Here is a 21326-nt window from a genome sequence, read left to right on the forward strand (position 1 = left end):
GCGATTGACGATACTGGTTGTGGTAGATAAACACAAATATATTAAAGGCATAAGTTATTAGTGAGTCCTTGTGATGTTCTGAAGCATCATGTCTCACAAAATCGAGAATAGATGAAGTCGGTCGATGCTATATCGATTGAATAGGGGTCCATGTTGCTCGAAAAGGGGTGCTTGGTGTCGCTTGGCAATTCCGATTTTGCGATAGGTCGTGGCGTGAAGGGGAGGGTTATCCCTGAGGCCTTGACGATGCTTCTGGCTCTTTCCCTGACCGGTTGTTCCTTTGCGCCCGATTATGTTCAGCCATCCCTGCCGGTGCCCGACAGCTATGCCGTGGCGACGCCGGCCGGGGCTTCGCTGGCCGGGCGCGACTGGGAGCAGGTTTTTCCCGATCCCGAATTGCGCAGGCTGGTCGCCCAGGCGCTGGCCAATAATCGCGACATTCGCATCGCCGCCGCCCGCGTGGCGCAGGCGCGCGGCGCCTGGCGGATCGAGGGTGCCTCGCTCTATCCCCAGCTCGATGCGGTGGCGACGGGCACGCGCGGTCAGGCCTTCTACAGCCTGCCGGTGATCGGCGACCAGATCGTCGACGTGAAATCGATCACCGCCCAACTCAGCGCCAGCTGGGAAATCGATTTCTGGGGCCGGCTGCGCAATCTGAAGGAGGCCGCCCGCGAACAGTTTCTGGCGTCCGAGGAATCGCGCCGGGCGGTCGCGACCGACCTGATCGCGCAGGTTGCGCTCGGCTATCTGCTGGAGCGCGAATATGAGGAGCGCGCCGCCCTTACCCAGCAGTCGATCACCACCCGGCAGGAAACGCTGCGGATCATGCGCCGCCGCTATGAGGTGGGGTCGGGGTCGAAGCTGGACCTGGCCCAGTCCCAGGTGCTGCTGGCCCAGGCGGATACCACCATGCATGTGCTGAACCTCGACCGCGCGGTCAATCGCAACGCGCTGGCGCTGCTGGTCGGCCAGCCGATGGAGATTGCGCCCGGATCGCTGCGGCTGGCCGGGCCGGGCGGCGATTATCAGGTGCCCGCCGGCCTGCCATCCGAACTGCTCACCAACCGGCCGGACATCGTTGCCGCCGAGCATCAGCTGCGCGCGGCCAATGCCAATATCGGTGCCGCCCGCGCCGCCTTCTTCCCCAATATCAGCCTGACCGGCGCCTATGGCACGACCAGCCCGGATCTGGACGGCCTGTTCGGCGGCAATAGCGAGGTGTGGAGCTTTTCGCCGACGATCCGTCTGCCCCTGTTCAACGCCGGCCGGCTGAAGGGCAATCTGGACGTGGCGCAGGCGCGCCGGGACGAGGCCGTCGCTACCTATGAAAAGACGATCCAGTCCGCCTTTCGCGATGTATCCGACGCGCTGGTCCGGCGCCGCCAGATCGCCCTGCAGATCGGCACCACGCGCCAACTGGTCGATGCCCAGCGGGAACGGGCGCGCCTCGCCCAACTACGCTTCGACAATGGCCGCTCCACCTATCTCGAAGTGCTCGATGCCCAGCGCGACCTGTTCGATGCGGAACAGGCGCTGGTCCAGCTTCGCCGGGGGGAACTCTCCAGCATCGTCAGCCTCTATGCCGCCCTGGGCGGCGGCTTTGTGGTCAATCGCGGCATCGCGGCCGCCCCGTCCGGGAACCAGGGGGAACCATGAGCATGAACAAGCGCTGGATCGTCAGGGGGCTGATCGTGGCGGCGGTGGCCGGCATCGCCTTCCTGCTCTGGACATTGCTGAAGCCGGCCGGCCTGCCCGAAGGCATTGTCGGCGGCAATGGCCGGCTGGAAGCGACAGAAATCGACGTCGCCTCCAAGTCTGCCGGACGGATCAAGGATATCGTCGCGGATGAGGGGCAGCTGGTGAAGGCCGGCGAGATCGTTGCCCATATGGATGTCGACGTGCTGGACGCACAGCGGACCGAGGCCGTCGCGCAACTGGCAGAGGCGCAGAATGCCGTCCTCGTCGCCCAGACCCAGGTCGCCCAGCGCGAGAGCGAGAAGGCCGCGGCCCAGGCCGTGGTGCGCCAGCGCATCGCCGAACTCAACGCCTCGCGCAAGCGCCTCGCCCGGTCCGAAACCCTGGCCCGCGAAGGCGCGACCGCGGTGCAGGAACGCGATGACGACGCCGCCCAGACCGAAGGCGCCGCCGCCGCCGTGGAGGCGGCCCGTGCCCAGCTTGCCTCGGCCGAGGTCGCCATCACCAATGCCCGGAACCAGGTGATCGGATCGCGATCGCGCGTGGAGGCCGGCCGCGCCACCATCCAGCGGATCGAGGCGGACATCAACGACAGCAGCCTGCGCGCGCCACGCGACGGCCGCGTCCAGTATCGCGTCGCCCAGCCCGGCGAGGTGGTGACGGCCGGTGGCCGGGTGCTGAGCCTGGTCGACCTGTCCGACGTGACGATCAGCTTTTTCCTGCCCGCCACCGCCGCCGGCCGTGTCGCCATCGGCAGCGAGGCGCGGATCGTGCTCGATGCCATTCCCGACTATCCGATCCCGGCGCGGATCAGCTTCGTCGCCGACGTCGCCCAGTTCACGCCCAAGACGGTCGAAACCCAGAGCGAGCGCGAGAAGATGATGTTCCGGGTCAAGGCCCGGATCGATCCGGCGCTGCTGCGCAAGCATATCGCACAGGTGAAGACCGGCCTGCCCGGCATGGCCTATGTCCGGATCGATCCGGGCGTTGCCTGGCCCGCCTCGCTCGCGGTTCGCGCCCTTCCCGAAGGATCGCGGGCGGTCCAGTGAACCAGCCCGACCCCATCGGCGCGCCGACGGTCGATCCGGTCGTCCGCCTGTCCGGCGTCCGCCTCCATTATGGCAAGACGCAGGCGCTGCGCGGCATCGATCTCGACATACCGGGTGGGCGGATGATCGGCCTGATCGGCCCCGATGGCGTGGGCAAGTCCAGCCTGCTCTCCCTCGTCGCCGGCGCCCATGTCATCCAGGATGGCGATGTCCATGTGCTGGGCGGCGACATGCGCGACAAGCGCCATCGCAGCGATGTCTGCCCGCGCATCGCCTATATGCCGCAGGGGCTGGGCAAGAATCTCTATCCCACCCTGTCGGTCGAGGAGAATTTGCAGTTTTTCGGCCGCCTGTTCGGCCATGACGGGGCGGAGCGGCGACGGCGGATCGATGCGCTCACCCGCGCGACCGGCCTCGATCCGTTCCTTGCCCGACCGGCGGGCAAGCTGTCGGGCGGCATGAAGCAGAAGCTCGGCCTGTGCTGCGCGCTGATCCATGATCCCGACCTGTTGATCCTGGACGAGCCGACCACCGGCGTCGATCCGCTGGCCCGCGCCCAATTCTGGGATCTCATCAACGACATCCGCCAGACCCAGGCGCAGATGAGCGTCATCGTCGCCACCGCTTACATGGACGAGGCGCAGCGTTTCGACTGGCTGGTGGCGATGGATGACGGGCAGATCCTCGACACCGGCACCCCGGCCGAGATTTTCGCGCGCACCGGCACCAGTTCGCTGGAGGAGGCCTTCATCGCGCTGTTGCCCGAGGAGAAGAAGCGCGGCCACGAGCCGGTCGTCATCCCGCCGCTCGAAGCCAGCGAGGATGATATCGCCATCGAGGCGCAGGGCCTGACCATGCGCTTTGGCGATTTCACAGCGGTCGACCATGTCAGCTTCCGCATTCGCCGGGGCGAGATATTCGGTTTCCTGGGGTCCAATGGCTGCGGCAAGTCGACCACCATGAAGATGCTGACCGGCCTCTTGCCCGCGACCGAGGGCAAGGCCTGGCTGTTCGGCAATGCAGTGGACCCGGACGACATGTCTACGCGCAAGCGGGTCGGCTATATGAGCCAGGCCTTCTCGCTCTACACCGAACTCACCGTCCGCCAGAATCTGGAATTCCACGCTCATCTCTTCCATGTCGCGCGCGACGATATTCCCGCCCGCGTCGCGGAAATGGCCGATCGGTTCGATCTTGGCCCGGTGATGGAGGAACTGCCCGACAGCCTGCCGCTCGGCATCCGTCAGCGCCTCAGCCTTGCCGTGGCGATGGTCCACAAGCCGGAACTGCTGATCCTGGACGAGCCGACCTCTGGCGTCGATCCGGTGGCGCGCGACGGCTTCTGGCGATTGCTGGCGGAGCTGTCGCGCCGCGACAAGGTCACGATCTTCATCTCCACCCATTTCATGAACGAGGCGATGCGCTGCGATCGCATGTCGATGATGCATGCCGGCCATGTGCTGGACAGCGATGCGCCCGCGCGCCTGATCGAGAAGCGCGGCGCGCCCGATCTGGAACAGGCCTTCATCGGCTATCTGGTCGATGCCGGCGGCGACACCCGCCCGCCCGACGAGGAAAGCGCGCTCAAGGACATGGCGCAGGCGGAACATGGCACGATAAGGCGCGGCTTCAGCCCGCAACGCGCGCTCACCTATGCCTGGCGCGAGACGCTGGAACTGCAGCGCGATCCGGTCCGTGCGACGCTCGCGCTGATCGGTTCGCTGATCCTGATGCTGGTGATCGGCCTCGGCATGACCACCGACATCAACGAGCTGAACTATGCCGTGCTGGACCGCGACAACAGCATTCTCAGCCAGAATTATGCGCTCGACATTTCCGGCTCCTCCTATTTCGTCGAACATGCACCGATCCGCGACTATGACGATCTCGACCGGCGCATGAAGGATGGCGAACTGGCGCTGGTGATCGAGATTCCGCCGGGCTTCGGCCGGGATATCACGGCCGGGCGGCAGGTCACGGTCGGCGCCTGGTTCGACGGCGCCAATCCACAGCGCGCCGAAACGGTGCAGGGCTATATCCAGGGGCTGCACCAGCATTGGCTGAGCCAGCAGGCGGCCGCGCGCGGCAGCGCGGTCGGCAGCAGCTTCTCGATCGAGAACCGCTATCGCTACAACCCCGATGTGCAGAGCCTGCCGGCGATGGTGCCGATCGTCATCCCGCTGCTGCTGCTCATGCTGCCGGCGATGCTGACCGCGCTGGCGGTGGTGCGCGAAAAGGAGATCGGATCGATCATCAACCTTTATGTGACGCCGGTCAGCCGCAGCGAATTCCTGCTCGGCAAGCAGCTTCCCTATGTCGTGCTGGCGCTTGTCAACTTCCTGCTGATGGTGCTGATGGCGATCTTCATCTTCGGCGTGCCGGTGAAGGGCAGCTTCCCGACCTTGCTGCTGGCCGCCGCCATCTATTGCGTCACCGCGACCGGCATGGGCCTGCTCGCCTCGGCCGTGACGCGCAGCCAGATCGCCGCGATGTTCCTGGCGATGATCGGCACGATGATCCCGGCCACCACCTATGGCGGCATGACCGACCCCGTCTCCTCGATGGAGGGCAGCGCGCGGATCATCGGCGACATTTATCCTGCCAGCCACATGTTCACCATCAGCCGCGGCGTCTTTGCCAAGGCGCTGGGCTTTTCGGATCTGGCCGGCTCCTTCCTGCCGCTCGCCATTTCCGCGCCGCTGATCGTCGGCATCGCGATCATGCTGCTCAAGAAGCAGGAGGCCTGACGCCGATGCTCGCGACGATTTCCAACATCTACCGGCTGGGCGTAAAGGAGCTGTGGAGCCTGTGGCGCGACCCGATCATGCTGGTGCTGATCCTGTTCGTCTTCACCGTCTCCATCTATACCTCGGCCAATTCCAAGCCGGAAACGCTGCACAATGCAGCCATCGCAATCGTCGATGAGGATGAATCGCCCCTGTCGCAGCGGATCGTCGCCGCTTTCTATCCGCCGCAATTCACCATGCCCCGGATGATTGCGCCGGCGCAGATCGATCCGGGCATGGACGCGGGCGACTTCACCTTCGTCCTCCACATACCCCATGGCTTCCAGCGCGACGTGCTGGCGGGCCGGACGGCGGAAATCCAGCTCAACACCGACGCCACGCGCATGAGCCAGGCTTTCTCGGGCAGCAGCTATGTGCAGCAGATCGCAACCGCCGAAGTGAATGAATTCGTCAACCGCTATCGCGCCAACAGCGTGCCCAAGGTCGAACTGGCGGTGCGGGCGCGCTTCAACCCGACGCTCAACCATACCTGGTTCGGCGCCCTGGCACAGATCATCAACCAGATCGCAATGCTGTCGATCATCCTGACCGGCGCGGCGCTGATCCGCGAGCGGGAACATGGCACGATCGAGCATCTGCTGGTGATGCCGGTCACCCCGTTCGAGATCATGCTGTCAAAGGTCTGGTCGATGGGGCTGGTCGTGCTGCTCGCTTCGTCCCTGTCGATCAACCTGGTGGTGCAGGGGTTGATGCACGTGCCCGTCGCCGGATCGCTGGCGCTCTTCTTCGCGGGCGCCGCGCTGGTGCTGTTCTCCACAACCTCGATGGGCATTTTCCTCGCGACGCTGGCACGCAACATGCCGCAATTCGGCATGCTGATGATTCTCGTCCTGCTGCCGCTGCAGATGCTGTCGGGCGGCACCACCCCGCGCGAATCCATGCCCAAGCTGGTGCAGGATGTGATGCTGTTCGCGCCGACCACCCATTTCGTCGAACTGGGTCAGGCGATCCTGTTCCGGGGCGCCGGCATCGGCGTCGTCTGGCCGCAATTCGCCGCCACCGCCGCGATCGGCGTCGCCTTCTTCCTGATCGCCCTCACCCGCTTCCGCCGGACGATCAGCGCCATGGCCTGATCGTCCGGCCGCTCTTCACGGCGCCAGCCGGTCCACGCTCAGGCGCTGGCCGCCATATTCGGCAAAGCCTCGGCTGCGCGGCTGGCCATCGGCTTGGGGCGTGAAGTCGATCGCGGCAGGCTTGGCGCCGCCCAGCGGCCCGAACGTCATCTGCAGCTTCATGATGCCGGGGCGGGGACCGGTCAGACGGATATCCGCTTCGTAGCTGGACTGGCCGCGCATGTTGATCTGCGTCGTCTCGCGCCCGCTATAGACCTGCTTTCCGTCGTCGCTGAAATTGACATAGATTTTCTCGATGGCGCCGCTCGTGCGCCGATAGAGGATATGGCCCGACCGCCGGCCATAGACCTTCACGTCGATATTCTGGCTCTTGCCCGCCAGCGCCGACAGGGTGGACAGGTCGGTATCGCCATAGGGCAGGCTGTCGGGCACGGCGCGCGGGGCGACCGCCGGCCCGGCCTTGTATCCGGGCAGGGTGACGATCTGGACCCGCTTGGTCTCGCTGCCGCGCAGCCCCTCGATCCAGGTCGCCCGGCGGCTGTCGGGATGCCAGGACATGGGCGAATGAAACACCCAGTCGGCCTGGCTGCTGAGGTTTGCGCCCTGATAGCCATCCTCGCGCTGCGACCGGGCGATGTCGATCAGCGCCGGACCCACATTGCCCTGCCGCGCCGTGCGCACGCCGGTGACGGCATAGGTATAGGCGAACATGCTCAGCCCCATGTTCAGGCTGTCGGGATAGGGGCGGGGCATCAGCCCCAATATCGCCGGGTCGGTCTGCGAAAAGCGGGTGGTCATCACCATGCCCAGTCGCTCGTCGGGCGAGAAGATCGTCGTTTCGGTATAGCCCGGCGTGTCGGTGATCGGCGTCACCTTGCCGCTTGCCAGGTCCATCACCACCGAATCGGGCAGGTCGCGCTTCACCGCGCCGACCAGCGACAGGGCGCTGCCGCCATGGACGAACTGCTTCACCTCGCCGCCGCGGATCGGCGACGGGATGACGCCATCGGCATGGGCCGGATCGGGGCGGAAGGGATCGCTGCTGCTGATGATCTGCGGCCGGGTGACGACATAGCCGTCCGGGCCGCGTGTCAGTTCGCCGGTCAGCACGGCGGCGGAATAATTGGCGAGCAGGGTCGTCCAGGCGATATGGCGATTGTCCGGCGCCACCACCATTTCCGACCAGCGATGCCAGATATGCGCGCCATCGGCCACCTGCGGCGGATAGGTGACGGGCACCAGTTGCGCCTGCGTGCAATCGTCCAGGCTGGTCGGGCATTCGATCACGAAATCGCCCAGGAAGATGCGCTTATTGTCGGCAAACACCATGTAGCGGATGCCATTATCCTTCGGCCGGGCGGGAATCGTCCCGCTGAAGATCGGGCGGATATGGCTGCCATCATCGTCCATGATGGCGAGGTTGATCTGCCGCGGATCGCTTTCGCCCGGCCGGGCATAGGTCAGCAATATCCGGCCCGACGGCGTGTAGGTGGCGCTTTGCGGCCGCATGTCGGCGGGCAATGTCAGGGTGCGGATCACCGGCTGGCCGAACAGCGCGCCATCCGCCCTGGGCCGGGCCAGGGTCGGCCCGCCATCCAGCGCCAGCCCTCCAATCAGGATGGGCAGCATGGCCATTATCGGCAGCCGGCGGGAAGGGGGCTTGGTCACCAAATTCTCTCCTTGTCTCGGCCGTCGCCCAAGGGCGCGGGGCGGCCGTCTGCTCTGCTGATGGCACCAGCCCGCCGGCCGGCAAGCGGCAATCCGTTACGCGGAAAGGGGGCTTGCCAATGTCCCGCAAAACCGGGCATTTTCCAACCGACGCTTCGCGAACGGGCAGGGCGACAAGCGGGGCGGAGAGGGGAGCAGGCGATTTTCAACCGACGCATCTTGCTGGAGCTGTGGGCGATGCTGCTGCTGGCCGGCATCATCGGCTTCATGGGGCCGTTCGGCACTTATATGCGCGACGGGCTGCCGGGGCGGATCGGCCATTGGTGGCTGCTGCTGATGGGGGCCTATATCCTCGTCCGGCCGGCGATCTGGCTGCTGCGCGGGCTGGCGCGGCGGATCGACCTGTCGGTGTCGATCACCGTCTTTTCCGGCGTGTCGCTCTGCGTCGTGCCGCTGGCCTTCCTCTGGCGCAATGTCGGTCGCACCGCCTTTCGCGACCTCGACGGCTTTACCGGCCTGCTGCCCTTTTCCTTCCTCTGCGCGCTCACCGTGCTGGTCGTCACCCACTGGGCCGAACAGACCGACCGGCGGTTGGCGCAGCGGGGCATCCTGCCGCCGCCCGTCGATGCCCCGCCTGCCGAAGACGCCGCCGCCACATCGCCCGCAGACCCCGCCCTGCGCCATCGCCTGTCGGCCGGCTTTGCCGGACCGATCCTGGCGCTGCAGAGCGAGGATCATTATGTCCGCGTCCATGGCGCGGGCGGCAGCGAATTGCTGCTGATGCGGCTGCGCGACGCGATTGCGGAGATGGAAGGGGTGGCCGGGGCACAGGTGCATCGCAGCTGGTGGATCGCCCATCGCGCCATCCTGCGCTGCGATCCGGCCGGGCGCAGCTGGCTCATCACCCTGGATGGCGGGCTCAGCGTCCCCGTCGCGCGCGATTCGGTCGCCCGGCTGCAACGCGCCGGCTTCCTGCCCGCGTCCTGACCCGCATCCTGTCCTGCTCCGGCGGGCAAAAGAAAACCCCGCCGGAGCAAGCTCGACGACGGGGCCAGGTTCAGGGAGGTGTCACTCCAAAGGGGGGAAGAGTGACAGGACCAATCTAGGAAAGTGCGCGTGTCTTTCAAGCATCAGCCGCATATTTTTGTCGCCGGCCGCGCCCATGCCATCGGCCCTATCGCACGGCTGAACCCGCTATTTCGGCCATTTCCGCTACGGCAACCGGGCATGTCGTGAATATGGCTGAATACGTATGCTGGAATCTGTGCAGAGGGTCGGGGGCGGCGCTATTTGAACCAGACCGACACATGTCGGCAAGAAACGCTCAAGATGCGTCCTGGGGAGGATCACTGTCATGCATCAATTCCGTCATACCGTCCTGCGCGCTGCGCTGCTGGCAGGGGCTTCCTTCTCGCTCGCCGCGGTCGCCCATGCGCAGACCGACGCCGAAACCGCGACGCCCGCCGCACCCGCCGCCGGCGAATCCGAAGGCATCGTCGTCACCGGCATCCGCGCTTCGCTCGCCTCCGCCGCCAAGGTGAAGCGCGATTCCGTCCTGATCGTCGATTCCATCTCGGCCGAAGATGTCGGCAAGCTGCCCGACGTGTCGATCGCGGACTCGCTCGCCCGTCTGCCCGGCGTCACCGCCCAGCGCCTCGAAGGCCGCGACCAGCGCCTGTCGATCCGCGGCCTTGGCCCGGACTTCTCGACCACCCTGCTCAACGGCCGCGAACAGGTCACCGTCGGCGACAATCGCGGCGTCGAATATGACCAATATCCGTCGGAATTCTTCCAGAACGTCAATGTCTACAAGAGCGCCGACGCCGCGCTGATCGCCGCCGGCATTTCCGGCACGGTCGACCTGCGTATGCTGCGTCCGCTCGACAAGAATGACCGCATCCTCGCCGTCTCGCTGCGCGGCCAGATGAATGGTATGGACAAGCTCAATCCCGATGGCGAACGCTATGGCTATCGCGCCTCGGCCACCTATGTCGATCAGTTCGCCGACGACACGCTGGGCCTGTCGCTGGGCTTCGCCGCCTCGCAGACCCCGTCGCAGAATGAGCGCTTCAACGCCTGGGGCTATCCCACCGATGCCGACGGCAATCTGATCATCGGCGGCGCCAAGCCCTATGTGCAGTCGAACCTGCTCAAGCGCTATGGCATGGTCGGCACGCTGGAATGGCAGCCGAGCGACAATTTTCACTCGACCTTCGACGTCCTCGCCTCGCATTTCGAGGAAGAACAGCGCCTGCGCGGCATCGAATTCCCGCTCGTCTGGGGCACGGACGTCGGCGTCAGCGACGTGACGGTCGAAAATGGCTTCGTCACCGGCGCCACCTTCTCCAACGTCTATGGCGTCCAGCGCAACGACTATAACAAGCGCAAGGCCGACACCATCTCGCTCGGCTGGAACAACGACATCCGCCTGAACGATCGGCTCAAGCTCAATGTCGACGCCAGCTGGTCGCGCGCCAAGCGCACCGACTTCCTGCTCGAAACCTATTCGGGCACCGGCTATCTGCGGTCGGGCGTGTCCGACACGGTGCGCGTCGAGCGCCAGTCGAACGGCCTGTTCAGCATCGTGCCGACGCTCGACTATACCGACACCAACGTCATCAGCCTGACCGACCCCAATGGCTGGGGCTATAACGGCACCACCGCCGTCGTGCAGGCGGGCTTCCTCAACCGGCCCAAGTTCATCGACGACATGAAGTCGTTCCGCGCCAACCTGGTCGGCGACATTTCCGGCAGCATCTTCAGCAACTGGGAAGTCGGCGGCAATTACAGCCGGCGCAAGAAGACCAGCGCCTATACCAGCTATTTCCTCTGCCCCACCGGCGGCACGGACTGCACCATCGCCAATGGCACGCCCGGCTCGGCACCGGTGCCGCAGGAGGCACTGCTCGGCAAGAATGTCTCGCTCGACTATCTGGGCGTGCCGGCGATGCTGACGCTCGACCCGCTCTATCTCTACAACAACACGCTCGACGCCGTGTTCGACAATCGTCCCTCGTCGCTGGTGCGCGACAATGTCGTGAAGGAAGATGTCTTCACCGGCTATGCGAAGATGACGCTGGATGGCGATCTGGGTGGCAAGCCGCTCAAGGGTGCGATTGGCGTGCAGGTGATCCACACCCGCCAGGCATCGACCGGCACCATCTCCAACTTCTCCAACGGCGTCGTCACCGTGGTCCCGGCCTCGGGCAAGGAAAGCTTCACCAATTTCCTGCCCAGCGCGCAGTTCTCGGTCGAACTGGAACCCGGCTTCTTCGTGAAGATGGGCGCGGCCCAGACCATGGTGCGTCCGCGCATGGACCAGGAACGCATCAACCAGGAATATAATTTCAACCTGGCCAATGTCGGCCTCGGCTCCGACCCGCAATATAGCCCGTTCAGCTCGAATGGCGGCAACATCGCGCTGCGTCCCTATCAGTCGACCAATATCGACCTGTCGATCGAGAAATATTTTCCGGGCGGCGGCTATGTCTCGCTCGCGGGCTATTTCAAGAATCTGACCGACTTCGTCGATCCCAACAACAATATCGCCTATGATTTCTCGGACGTGCTGGCCTCGCTGCCTGCCGACATCCGCAACCAGATCATCGCCGACGGCAGCTATATCGGCCTGCTGAAGGCCCCGGCCAACACCGGCAAGGGCACGATCATGGGGGCGGAAGGCACTGTCTCGCTGCCGTTCAAGGTGTTCAGCGAAACGCTTGACGGCTTCGGCATCTTCGCCAGCGGTTCCTACACCCACAGCGAAGTCAAATATGGCAGCAACCCGACCGACGTCGTCACCCTGCCGGGCCTGTCCAAATGGGTCGCCAGCGGCACCGCCTATTATGAAAAGAGCGGTTTCCAGGCGCGCGTCTCCTATCGCTATCGCTCCTCCTTCCTGGGCGAAGTCGCGGGCCTCTCGGCCGCGCCGACCTTCCGCACCGCCAAGGCAGAGGGCATTCTTGACGCGCAGATCGGCTATGAATTCCAGTCGGGGCCGCTCACCGGCCTGTCGATCCTGCTGCAGGGCAAGAACCTCACCGACCAGCCCTTCGTCACCTATCAGAATGGCGATAAGCGCCAGGTCATCGACTATCAGCGCTACGGCCGCGATTATTATCTGGGGCTGACCTACAAGTTCTGATCGGCCTTCGGCCGACCGGGCAAGTTCTGACCGGCCTTCGCGCCGGTCGGGCAAGTCCTGAAATCCCTCCCCGGATTGCCCGACTGCACGCGGGCAATCCCCCTCCCCGGACCGCCACCCCTTAGAGGGGAGGGCGGTCCGTTTTTCTTTGGAGGGAAGGGGGATGCGCGTGTCGCTCCTCGCTCGTCATGCCAGCGAAGGCTGGCATCCCACTGCCTTGTTTGCGCCCAAGAAAAGAGAGATCCCAGCTTCCGCTGGGATGACGAATGTGGGCGGGGCTTGGGCAATCCTCTAGGGGCGATCGACATTCAGATGATGACGTGACGAAAATGGTGGTTTTCCGTGACCCGGAGCGCAGCGTACTCAAAGTACGTGAGCACCGGAAGCGCGGAGAACCGCCATTTGCAGGCCGTCAGGGCTGAATGTCGATTGTCCCTAAGCCGTCATCCGCGTGATCAGCCGGGGCGCCAGCAGCGTCGGCGTCACCGGTTTGCGGTCGATCTGGCCGATCAGCGCATCGACCAGCACCTCGCCCGCGTGCAGATAATCCTGCGCCACGGTGGTCAGCGGCTGCCGCGTCAGGCTGGCGGCGGGGATATCGTCGAAGCCGATCAGGGCGACGTCGCCGGGCACCGACAGCCCATGTTCGTCCAGCGCCCGCATCGCACCGATCGCGATCAGGTCCGACCCGGCAAAGATCGCGTCGAACGTCACGCCGCGCGCGATCAGGCGGCTCGCCGCCTCATAACCCGACTGCTCGGTCGATAGCGCGTCGACATGCAGGCCGGGGTCGACTGCATGGCCGGCTTCGCGCAGCACGTCGGACAGGCCGGCATAACGGTCGCGAAATTCGGGATAATGGCTCGATGCGTCGCCCAGAAAGGCGATCCGGCTGCATCCGCGCGCGATCAGATGCGCGCCCGCATCGCGCCCGCCGCGCCGGTTGTCGCAGCCGATCGTCATCCCCAGCGCATGCTGGTCGACCGATCCCCAGCGCACGAAATGCGTGCCCTGCGCCACCAGCTGCTCCAGCCGGGTGCGATAGATTTCATAGTCGCCATAGCCCAGCAGGATGATGCCGTCGGCCTTGCGGCTATCCTCATAATCGACATGCCAGTCGGTCGACAGCTGCTGGAAACTGGTCAGCAAATCATAGCCGCGCTTGGCGCAGGTCTGCAGGATCGGCCCCAGCATCGACAGAAAGAAGGGGTTGATCCAGCTTTCGTCGGGCAGCAGGTCCTCGAAGAACAAAAGGGCCAGCGTGTTGCTCTTGCCCCGCCGCAGCGAGGATGCATTCTTGTCCACCGTATAGTTGAGTTGCCGGGCGATCGCCTCGACCCGCAGCCGCGTCGCCTCGCTCACCGTCTTGTCGCCGCGCAGCGCGCGCGACACGGTCGGCTGGGACACGCCGGCCAGCGTGGCGATGTCGAAGGATGTCACTTTGTCGTTGGCGGCCATGGCGCGACCCTACGCCAGCGAGTCTCCATTGGGAATAGATGGGTTTGAAACCGGTCTGAATACGTATGCCGCTCCCTTGGCCCGCCCTGTCCCCGCCGACTAAGAAGGGGCCAAGCCGCGGCAATCGGGCACAAGCGGCAATGGGAGGGATGAAGGCCATGCGCGGACGAACGGCAATGCTGCTGGCTGCGCTCTGTGCGCTTCCCGCTCCGGCGATGGCACAGGATGACGGCTTCCGCGCCCGCCTGCCCGAAGATGAAGTCATCTATTTCGTCCTGCCCGACCGGTTCGACAATGCCGACCCCGCCAATGACAAGGGCGGCCTCAAGGGCGACCGGCTCCAGACCGGCTATGATCCCGCGTCCAAGGGCTTCTACCATGGCGGCGACATCCAGGGGCTGATCCGCCGGCTCGACTATATTCAGGGGCTGGGCGCCACCGCCATCTGGGTCGGCCCGATCTTCCGCAACAAGCCGGTGCAGGGCCCCAAGGGGCAGGAAAGCGCCGGCTATCACGGCTATTGGATCACCGATTTCGAGCATGTCGATCCGCATTTCGGCACCGATGCGGATTTCGCCGCGCTGGTGAAGGCCGCCCATGGCCGGGGGATGAAAGTCTATATGGACATCATCGCCAACCATACGGCCGACGTGATCCGCTATCGCGAATGCGCCGACCAGCCCTGTCCCTATCGCTCGCGCGCCGACTATCCCTATCAGCGCCGCGGCGGCGTGGCCGGCCCGGCGATCAATCCGGGCTTTGCCGGCGACGCCGATCATGGCGCCGCCAATTTCGGCAAGCTTACCGACCCGGCCTATGCCTATACCCCCTTCGTGCCGAAGGGCGAGCAGGCGGTGAAGCACCCGGCCTGGCTCAACGATGTGCGCTATTATCATAATCGCGGCGAGACGACCTATTCGGGCGAGAGCGCGACCATGGGCGATTTTGCCGGGCTCGACGATCTGATGACCGAACATCCGCGCGTGATCGCCGGCATGATCGACATTTTCGGCGGCTGGATCGACCGCTTCGGCATTGACGGCTTTCGCATCGACACCGCCCGCCATGTCGACCCGCATTTCTGGCAGCAGTTCGTTCCCGCCATGCAGGCGCGGGCCAAGGCGCGCGGCATCCCCAATTTCCATGTCTTCGGCGAAGTCTATGTCGAGACGGTCGATGCCGGCCCGCTCGCCTGGCACACCCGCGAAGGCGGCTTCCCCGCCGTGCTCGACTTTGCCTTCCGCCAGGCCGCGCTGGAAACCGTCGCGGGCAAGGCGGCGACCGCAACCTGGGAACGGATGTTGACCGGCGACGCCCTCTATCAGGGTGGCGCCGCCACCGCGCGTCAGTTGCCGACCTTCGTCAGCAATCATGACGCCGGCCGTTTCGCCACCTTCGTCCGCCGCGCCTTCCCGCAGGCGGGCGAGGACGAGGTGCTGCGCCGGGTGATGCTCGCCAACGCCATGCTGCTGACGCTGCGCGGCGTGCCGACCATCTATTATGGCGATGAACAGGGTTTCGTCGGCGATGGCGGCGATCAGGACGCGCGCGAGGATATGTTCGGCAGCCAGGTGGCGAGCTATAACGACAATCGCCTGCTCGGCAGCACTGCCACCACCGCCACCGCGCGCTTCGACCCCGCCCATCCGCTCTATCGCGAGATCGCGGCGCTCGCCCGCCTGCGCACCGGCCATGCCGCGCTGCGCCGGGGCAGCGAGACGATCCGCGCACGCGGCGACGAGCCCGGCCTGTTCGCCGTCTCCCGCTTCGATCCCGACACGGGCGCGGAATATCTGATCGCCTTCAACACATCGACCGCGCCGATCAGGGCGCAGGTTCAGGTGGATACCGCCTCCACCGCCTTCGACACCCTTGCCGGCGCGGCCTGTGCCCCGCGCGCGTCCGCGCCCGGCAGCCTCGCCCTCGACCTTCCTCCCCTTGGCTACAGCGTCTGCGCTGTACGGAGCGCTAATCCGCAATGACCGACGCACTGACTCCCTGGTGGCGCGGCGCCACCATCTACCAGATCTATCCGCGCAGCTTCGCCGACTCCAATGGCGACGGCATCGGCGATCTGGCCGGCATCACCGCCCATCTTCCCTATGTCGCCTCGCTCGGCGTCGATGCCATCTGGCTCTCGCCCTTCTTCAAGAGCCCGATGCGCGACTTCGGCTATGACGTGTCGGATTATTGCGATGTCGATCCGATCTTCGGCACGCTCGCCGATTTCGACGCGTTGATCGCCCGCGCCCATGACCTCGGCCTGCGCATCATCGTCGATCAGGTCTGGGCCCATACCTCCGACGAACATCCCTGGTTCATCGAAAGCCGCTCCAGCCGCCAGAACGACCATGCCGACTGGTATGTCTGGGCCGATGCCAAGCCCGACGGCACGCCGCCCAACAACTGGCAGTCGGTGTTCGGCGGCCCGGCCTGGACCTGGGACGCGCGGCGCGGCCAGTATTATATGCACAATTTCCTGAAGGAGCAGCCGCAGATCAACCTGCACAATGGAAAGGTGCAGGCGGCGGTGCTGGATATCGTGCGCTTCTGGCTCGATCGCGGCGTCGACGGCTTCCGCATCGACGCGATCAACCATTCGATGCCGGACCCGCAACTGCGCGACAATCCGCCCGCGCCCGAGGACGGCCGCATCCGCACGCGTCCCTATGATTTCCAGATCAAGCGCTACAGCCAGAGCCACCCGGACATTCCGCTGTTCCTGGAAAAGGTGCGTTCGGTGTTCGACGAATATCCCGATCGCTTCACCGTCGCCGAAGTCGGCGGGGACGACAGCGATGCGGAGATGAAGGCCTTTACCCAGGGCGATCACCGCCTCAACACCGCCTATGGCTTCGACTTCCTCTACGCCCCCAAATTGACCGCGCCGTTCCTGAAAGACGCGCTGTCGCGCTGGCCGGCGGAGCAGGGGATTGGCTGGCCCAGCTGGGCGTTCGAAAATCATGATGCGCCGCGCGCCGTCTCGCGCTGGGCCGGCGATATCGACGCCCATGCCTATTGCCGGATGAAGATGCTGCTGCTGGCCTGCCTGCGCGGCAATATCTTCCTCTATTATGGCGAGGAACTGGGCCTGCCGCAGGTCGATATCGCGTTCGAGGATCTGCAGGATCCCGAAGCGATCGCCAACTGGCCGCTGACCCTGTCGCGCGACGGCGCCCGCACACCCATGCCCTGGACCGGCGCGGCCCCGTGGCTCGGTTTTTCCGATGCCAAGCCCTGGCTGCCGGTGGGGGAGGCGCATCGCCCGCTCGCCGTCGACGCGCAGGAAGCCGACCCCGCCTCGCTGCTCCACTGGACGCGCGAGGTGCTGGCCCTGCGCAACGCCACCCCGGCACTGCGCAGCGGCACGATCAACTTTCTCGATACGCCGGACGAGCTGCTCGCCTTTGAACGGACGCAGGGCGGGCAGCAGCGCCTCTGCGTCTTCAACCTCGGCACCAGCCCCGTCGCCTGGCGCCCGGCTGACGCGGACCGCTGGCAGGTCGAACTGTCGACCGGCCGCATCGCCGACTGGAATTTCGCCCCCGCATCTGGCCTCGTCGCCGCCTTCCAAGTTTAAGGACGTTCCCATGACGCGACTGACCGCGCTCACCTTGCCTCTCATCGCCCTGGCGCTCGCGCCCACCGCCGCGCGCGCCGATGTGGTGGCCAGGGCCGCTTCGCCCGACGGCCATATCACCCTCACCATCAGCCTCGATGGCGAGGGGCGCCCCAGCTATGCCGTCCAGCGCAATGGCAAGCCGCTGATCGCCGACAGCCGCCTCGGTTTCATGTTCACCGATGCGCCCAAGATCGAGCGCAACCTGACGCTGGCCGACAGCAAGCAGGCGAGCAGCGACACCAGCTGGACCCAGCCCTGGGGCGAATGGACCACGATCCGCGACCATCATAATGAGTTGAAGCTGGTCTTCCGCGAGAAGGGCGATCTCCAGCGCGAGATGGATGTGACCTTCCGCCTGTTCGATGATGGCGTCGCCTTCCGCTACAGCCTGCCCGACCAGGCCAATCTCCATCACGCCAACATTGCCGAGGAACTGACCCAGTTCGCCTTCGCGCAAGGGGGGACCGCCTGGTGGAAGCCCGCTTATGAGTGGAACCGCGAGGAATATCTCTACAACCGCACCCCGCTCGACGCGGTCGGCACCGCCCAGACGGTGATGACGGTCAAGCTGGCCGACGGCACCCATGTCGCCCTGCATGAAGCCGCGCTGGTCGATTATGCCGGCATGAATCTCGCCCGCGCCGAGGGCAATACGTTCCGCGCCGATCTGACGCCGGGGGCGGGCGCGCCCAAGGTGTCGCGCGACGCCGGCTTCTCCACCCCCTGGCGCACCATCGCCGTCGCCGACGATGCCGCCGGCCTCTACATGAATCACATGATCCTGAACTTGAACGAGCCCAACAAGCTTGGCGACGTTTCAAGCTGGATCAAGCCGGGCAAGTTCGTCGGCGTCTGGTGGAACATGATCAAGGGCGAATGGAGCTGGGCGCGCGGCCCCAAACATGGCGCCACCACCGCCAATGTCCGCCGCTATATCGATTTCGCCGCCGCCAGCGGCATCCCCGCCGTGCTAGTCGAGGGCTGGAATGTCGGCTGGGACGGCAACTGGTTCGGCAATGGCAATGAGATGAACTTCTCGCAGCCGACCGAGGATTTCGATGCCGATGGCCTTGCCGCCTATGCCAGGTCCAAGGGCGTCACCCTGATCGGCCATCATGAAACCGGCGGATCGGCCAGCCATTATGACGGCCAGCTCGACACCGCCTTCAAATGGGCGGCCGACCATGGCGAGCAGGTGGTGAAGACCGGCTATGTCACCGATGCTGGCCAGATCGAGCGGGTCGACGCCGATGGCGCAAAGCATCGCGAATGGCATGAAGGCCAGTGGATGGTGAACCATTATCTGCGCGTCGTGCAGACCGCCGCCAAATATCATGTCAGCATCGACAGCCATGAACCAGTCAAGGATACCGGCCTGCGCCGCACTTATCCGAATTGGGTCGCGCGCGAAGGCGGCCGGGGCATGGAATATAATGCCTGGGTCGGTGGCAAGAACCCGCCCGAGCATGAGGCGAACCTGGTCTTCACCCAGCTGCTGGGCGGTCCGATGGACTTCACGCCGGGCGTGCTCAGCCTGTCGGGTTCGGAAGGCAGCACCATCCACTCGACTATCGCCAAGCAGCTCGCCCTCTATGTCGTCCTCTATTCGCCGGTGGTGATGGCGGCCGACACGCCGGAAAATTACGCCAAATATCCCGGCCCATTCCAGTTCATCAAGGATGTGTCGACCGACTGGTCCGACACCCGCGCCCTGAATGGCGAGGTCGGCGACTATGTCACCATCGCGCGCAAGGCGAAGGGCAGCGACGACTGGTATCTGGGCGCGGTCGGCGATGAACAGGCGCGCTCCAGCAAGGTCACGCTCGACTTCCTCGATGCCGGCCGCAGCTACACCGCCGAAATCTACCGCGACGGCCCCGGCGCCGACTATCGCACCGAAGCACGCCACGCGATCGTGATCGAAAAGAAGCCGGTGAAGAAAGGCGATGTCCTCAGCCTCGACCTGGCCCCCGGCGGCGGCCAGGCGATCCGCTTCGTCGCCAGCGGCGGCAAGCGCAAGCGGTGACAGTCCAGTGAACCTCGTCATTGCGAGGGCCGCAGGCCCGCGGCAATCCAGTGGATTGCTTCACCCGGCTATCGCCGGGTTCGCAATGACGAGGCGGCTATGGCCTGTCCTACAGGAAGGCGCTCCTCTATGCTGCGGATTGCAAAGGCCCGGCACAAGGCAGACTTTCCGATAGGATCAGGCGCTCGCAACTTAATGTCAAAATGTGCGGGAAATGTGCGAAGTTAAGGCGAAGGATGGGGATGGCCGGAATGAATGAGATGGGGCTGGAAACGGGCGCGACGACGTCCGACGGTCGGCCGCGCCAGGGCTTCTGGGGGCTGTGGAATATCAGCTTCGGCTTCTTCGGCATCCAGATCGGCTTCGCGCTGCAAAACGCCAACATGTCGCGCATCTTCCAGTCGCTGGGGGAAAATCTCGACAATCTCGCCTTGCTGTGGATCGCCGCGCCGTTGACCGGCCTGCTGGTCCAGCCGGTGATCGGCCATTATAGCGATCGCACCTGGTGCCGCCTCGGCCGCCGCCGGCCCTATTTCTTCGCGGGTGCGCTGTTCGCGGCGCTCGCTTTGTTCGGCATGCCCAATGCGCCCGGCCTGATGGCCGCCGCGTTGATGCTCTGGATTCTCGACGCCTCGCTCAACGTCTCGATGGAGCCGTTCCGCGCCTTTGTCGGCGACATGCTGGCGAAGGAACAGCATATGGCCGGCTATGCGATCCAGACCGCCTTCATCGGCACCGGCGCGGTGATCGGCTCCTCCACCCCCTGGCTGCTCGACCAGATGGGCGTCTCCAACGTCGCACCCGCCGGCATGATCCCCGACACGGTGCGGGTCAGCTTCTATATCGGCGGCGCCGCGCTGTTCCTCGCCGTGCTCTGGACCGTGCTCACGACCCGCGAATATTCGCCCGAGCAGATGGTCCGCTTTGCCCAGGCCAGCGACGCGGCAAGGCAAGCGGAAGCGCCGCCGGTCCCCGCCGGTGGTCCGCTCTGGATCGTGGCTGGCCTCGCCATCATCGCCGCCGTCTGGGGCTGGGCGCTGGAAAAGGAACTCTATCTGCTGGGCGGGCTGCTCGCGGCCTATGGCATCGCCCGCATCGTTGCGCGGGGCCTTCATGCGCAGGGCCGGACCGATAATCTGCTCAGCCATGTGGTCGGCAATTTCGCGACCATGCCGGCGATGATGAAGAAGCTGGCGCTGGTCCAGTTCTTCACCTGGTCGGCGCTGTTCATCATGTGGATCTACACCACGCCGGTGGTCGCCCAATATGTCTTCGGATCGGCCGATCCGACCAGCGCCGCCTATAATGAAGGGGGCAATTGGGTCGGCATCCTGTTCGCCACCTATAATGGGGTGGCCGCCTTCGCCGCGCCCTTCCTGCTCCAGCCGCTCGCCCGCCGCATCGGCCAGGCCCAAACCCATGCGCTGGCGCTGACGCTCGGCGCGCTCGGCTTCCTGTCCTTCCTGGTCCTGCGCGATGCACAGGCGCTGCTATTGTCGGAAGTGGCGATCGGCGTCGCCTGGGCCTCGACCCTCGCCATGCCCTATGCGATGCTCGCCTCCAGCGTGCCGCAGACCAAGCTCGGCATCTATATGGGGCTGTTCAACGCCTTCGTCGTCATCCCGCAATTGCTGGTGGCGACGGTGATGGGCACGATCATGCGCCATTTCTTCCCGACCGAACCGATCTGGACCATGGCCTTTGCCGGCGCCGTCATGCTGCTGGCGGCGCTCGCGACCCTGCGCTGCCGGGACTGACCGACAGCGCAGAGGGGAGGGGGGGAC

The 21326-nt window shown here is 65.2% G+C and carries 12 protein-coding genes; 10 read left to right on the top strand and 2 right to left on the bottom strand.

Annotation, left to right across the window (positions count from 1 at the left end):
• The first annotated feature begins 246 nt into the window (after nucleotides 1-246).
• From AC0KVN_RS12235 to AC0KVN_RS12250, 4 genes are read left to right on the top strand one after another with little or no spacing between them, the layout of a single operon-like run.
• Entirely contained in the window at nucleotides 247-1656 is a 1410-nt protein-coding gene (locus tag AC0KVN_RS12235) for an efflux transporter outer membrane subunit (RefSeq protein ID WP_483656124.1), read from the top strand.
• Complete coding sequence (locus AC0KVN_RS12240) at nucleotides 1653-2744, top strand: HlyD family secretion protein (RefSeq protein ID WP_004208404.1); 1092 nt, start codon at nucleotides 1653-1655, stop codon at nucleotides 2742-2744. Before AC0KVN_RS12235 ends, AC0KVN_RS12240 begins: the two co-directional genes overlap by 4 nt.
• A complete protein-coding gene (rbbA, locus tag AC0KVN_RS12245; RefSeq protein ID WP_435567099.1) occupies nucleotides 2741-5491 on the top strand; it encodes a ribosome-associated ATPase/putative transporter RbbA in 2751 nt (916 codons plus the stop codon). The genes AC0KVN_RS12240 and rbbA overlap by 4 nt, the downstream gene beginning before the upstream one ends.
• 5 nt (nucleotides 5492-5496) lie before the next feature.
• Nucleotides 5497-6624: an ABC transporter permease gene (locus tag AC0KVN_RS12250; protein WP_435567100.1), complete on the top strand. Its 1128-nt coding sequence runs from the start codon at nucleotides 5497-5499 to the stop codon at nucleotides 6622-6624.
• A 15-nt stretch (nucleotides 6625-6639) separates the two neighbouring features.
• Here the strand turns inward: AC0KVN_RS12250 and AC0KVN_RS12255 are convergent, their stop codons facing one another.
• Nucleotides 6640-8292, bottom strand: a complete 1653-nt coding sequence (locus AC0KVN_RS12255) for a hypothetical protein (RefSeq protein ID WP_435567101.1) — start codon at nucleotides 8290-8292, stop codon at nucleotides 6640-6642.
• A gap of 237 nt (nucleotides 8293-8529) precedes the next feature.
• Here AC0KVN_RS12255 and AC0KVN_RS12260 point away from each other — a divergent pair, with 237 nt between their 5' ends.
• Both AC0KVN_RS12260 and AC0KVN_RS12265 read left to right on the top strand, forming a co-directional pair.
• Nucleotides 8530-9279: a LytTR family DNA-binding domain-containing protein gene (locus AC0KVN_RS12260; RefSeq protein ID WP_435567102.1), complete on the top strand. Its 750-nt coding sequence runs from the start codon at nucleotides 8530-8532 to the stop codon at nucleotides 9277-9279.
• 367 nt (nucleotides 9280-9646) lie between these two features.
• On the top strand, nucleotides 9647-12436 hold the full coding sequence (locus tag AC0KVN_RS12265; protein ID WP_037509160.1) for a TonB-dependent receptor: 2790 nt from the start codon (nucleotides 9647-9649) through the stop codon (nucleotides 12434-12436).
• A 435-nt stretch (nucleotides 12437-12871) separates the two neighbouring features.
• Here the strand turns inward: AC0KVN_RS12265 and AC0KVN_RS12270 are convergent, their stop codons facing one another.
• A complete protein-coding gene (locus tag AC0KVN_RS12270) occupies nucleotides 12872-13894 on the bottom strand; it encodes a LacI family DNA-binding transcriptional regulator (RefSeq protein ID WP_069337408.1) in 1023 nt (340 codons plus the stop codon).
• 158 nt (nucleotides 13895-14052) lie between these two features.
• On the opposite strand from AC0KVN_RS12270, the gene AC0KVN_RS12275 reads away from it, so the two are divergent.
• The 4 genes from AC0KVN_RS12275 to AC0KVN_RS12290 all read left to right on the top strand — a co-directional run bounded on the left by AC0KVN_RS12275 (nucleotide 14053) and on the right by AC0KVN_RS12290 (nucleotide 21299).
• Nucleotides 14053-15876, top strand: coding sequence for an alpha-amylase family glycosyl hydrolase (locus AC0KVN_RS12275; protein WP_435568038.1), 1824 nt, complete (start codon nucleotides 14053-14055; stop codon nucleotides 15874-15876).
• Nucleotides 15873-17474, top strand: coding sequence for an alpha-glucosidase (locus AC0KVN_RS12280; RefSeq protein WP_435568037.1), 1602 nt, complete (start codon nucleotides 15873-15875; stop codon nucleotides 17472-17474). The genes AC0KVN_RS12275 and AC0KVN_RS12280 overlap by 4 nt, the downstream gene beginning before the upstream one ends.
• Nucleotides 17475-17484: 10 nt before the next feature.
• A complete protein-coding gene (locus AC0KVN_RS12285; protein ID WP_435568036.1) occupies nucleotides 17485-19542 on the top strand; it encodes a glycoside hydrolase family 97 protein in 2058 nt (685 codons plus the stop codon).
• Nucleotides 19543-19793: 251 nt separating this feature from the next.
• Nucleotides 19794-21299 carry an MFS transporter gene (locus tag AC0KVN_RS12290; RefSeq protein WP_435568042.1) on the top strand — a complete coding sequence of 502 codons (1506 nt, stop codon included), beginning with the start codon at nucleotides 19794-19796 and terminating at the stop codon, nucleotides 21297-21299.
• The last annotated feature ends 27 nt before the right edge of the window (nucleotides 21300-21326 follow it).

The sequence above is a fragment of the Sphingobium sp. SG1 genome, assembly GCF_057063145.1.

Excerpts from the sequence above, each read along its gene's own strand:
- AC0KVN_RS12235 (WP_483656124.1), top strand. The coding sequence starts at position 247 with ATGCTTCTGGCTCTTTCCCTGACCGGTTGTTCCTTTGCGCCCGATTAT.
- AC0KVN_RS12275 (WP_435568038.1), top strand. The coding sequence starts at position 14,053 with ATGCGCGGACGAACGGCAATGCTGCTGGCTGCGCTCTGTGCGCTTCCC.
- AC0KVN_RS12265 (WP_037509160.1), top strand. The coding sequence starts at position 9,647 with ATGCATCAATTCCGTCATACCGTCCTGCGCGCTGCGCTGCTGGCAGGG.
- AC0KVN_RS12260 (WP_435567102.1), top strand. The coding sequence starts at position 8,530 with ATGCTGCTGCTGGCCGGCATCATCGGCTTCATGGGGCCGTTCGGCACT.
- AC0KVN_RS12270 (WP_069337408.1), bottom strand. The coding sequence starts at position 13,894 with ATGGCCGCCAACGACAAAGTGACATCCTTCGACATCGCCACGCTGGCC.
- AC0KVN_RS12280 (WP_435568037.1), top strand. The coding sequence starts at position 15,873 with ATGACCGACGCACTGACTCCCTGGTGGCGCGGCGCCACCATCTACCAG.
- AC0KVN_RS12290 (WP_435568042.1), top strand. The coding sequence starts at position 19,794 with ATGAATGAGATGGGGCTGGAAACGGGCGCGACGACGTCCGACGGTCGG.
- AC0KVN_RS12240 (WP_004208404.1), top strand. The coding sequence starts at position 1,653 with ATGAGCATGAACAAGCGCTGGATCGTCAGGGGGCTGATCGTGGCGGCG.
- AC0KVN_RS12285 (WP_435568036.1), top strand. The coding sequence starts at position 17,485 with ATGACGCGACTGACCGCGCTCACCTTGCCTCTCATCGCCCTGGCGCTC.
- AC0KVN_RS12250 (WP_435567100.1), top strand. The coding sequence starts at position 5,497 with ATGCTCGCGACGATTTCCAACATCTACCGGCTGGGCGTAAAGGAGCTG.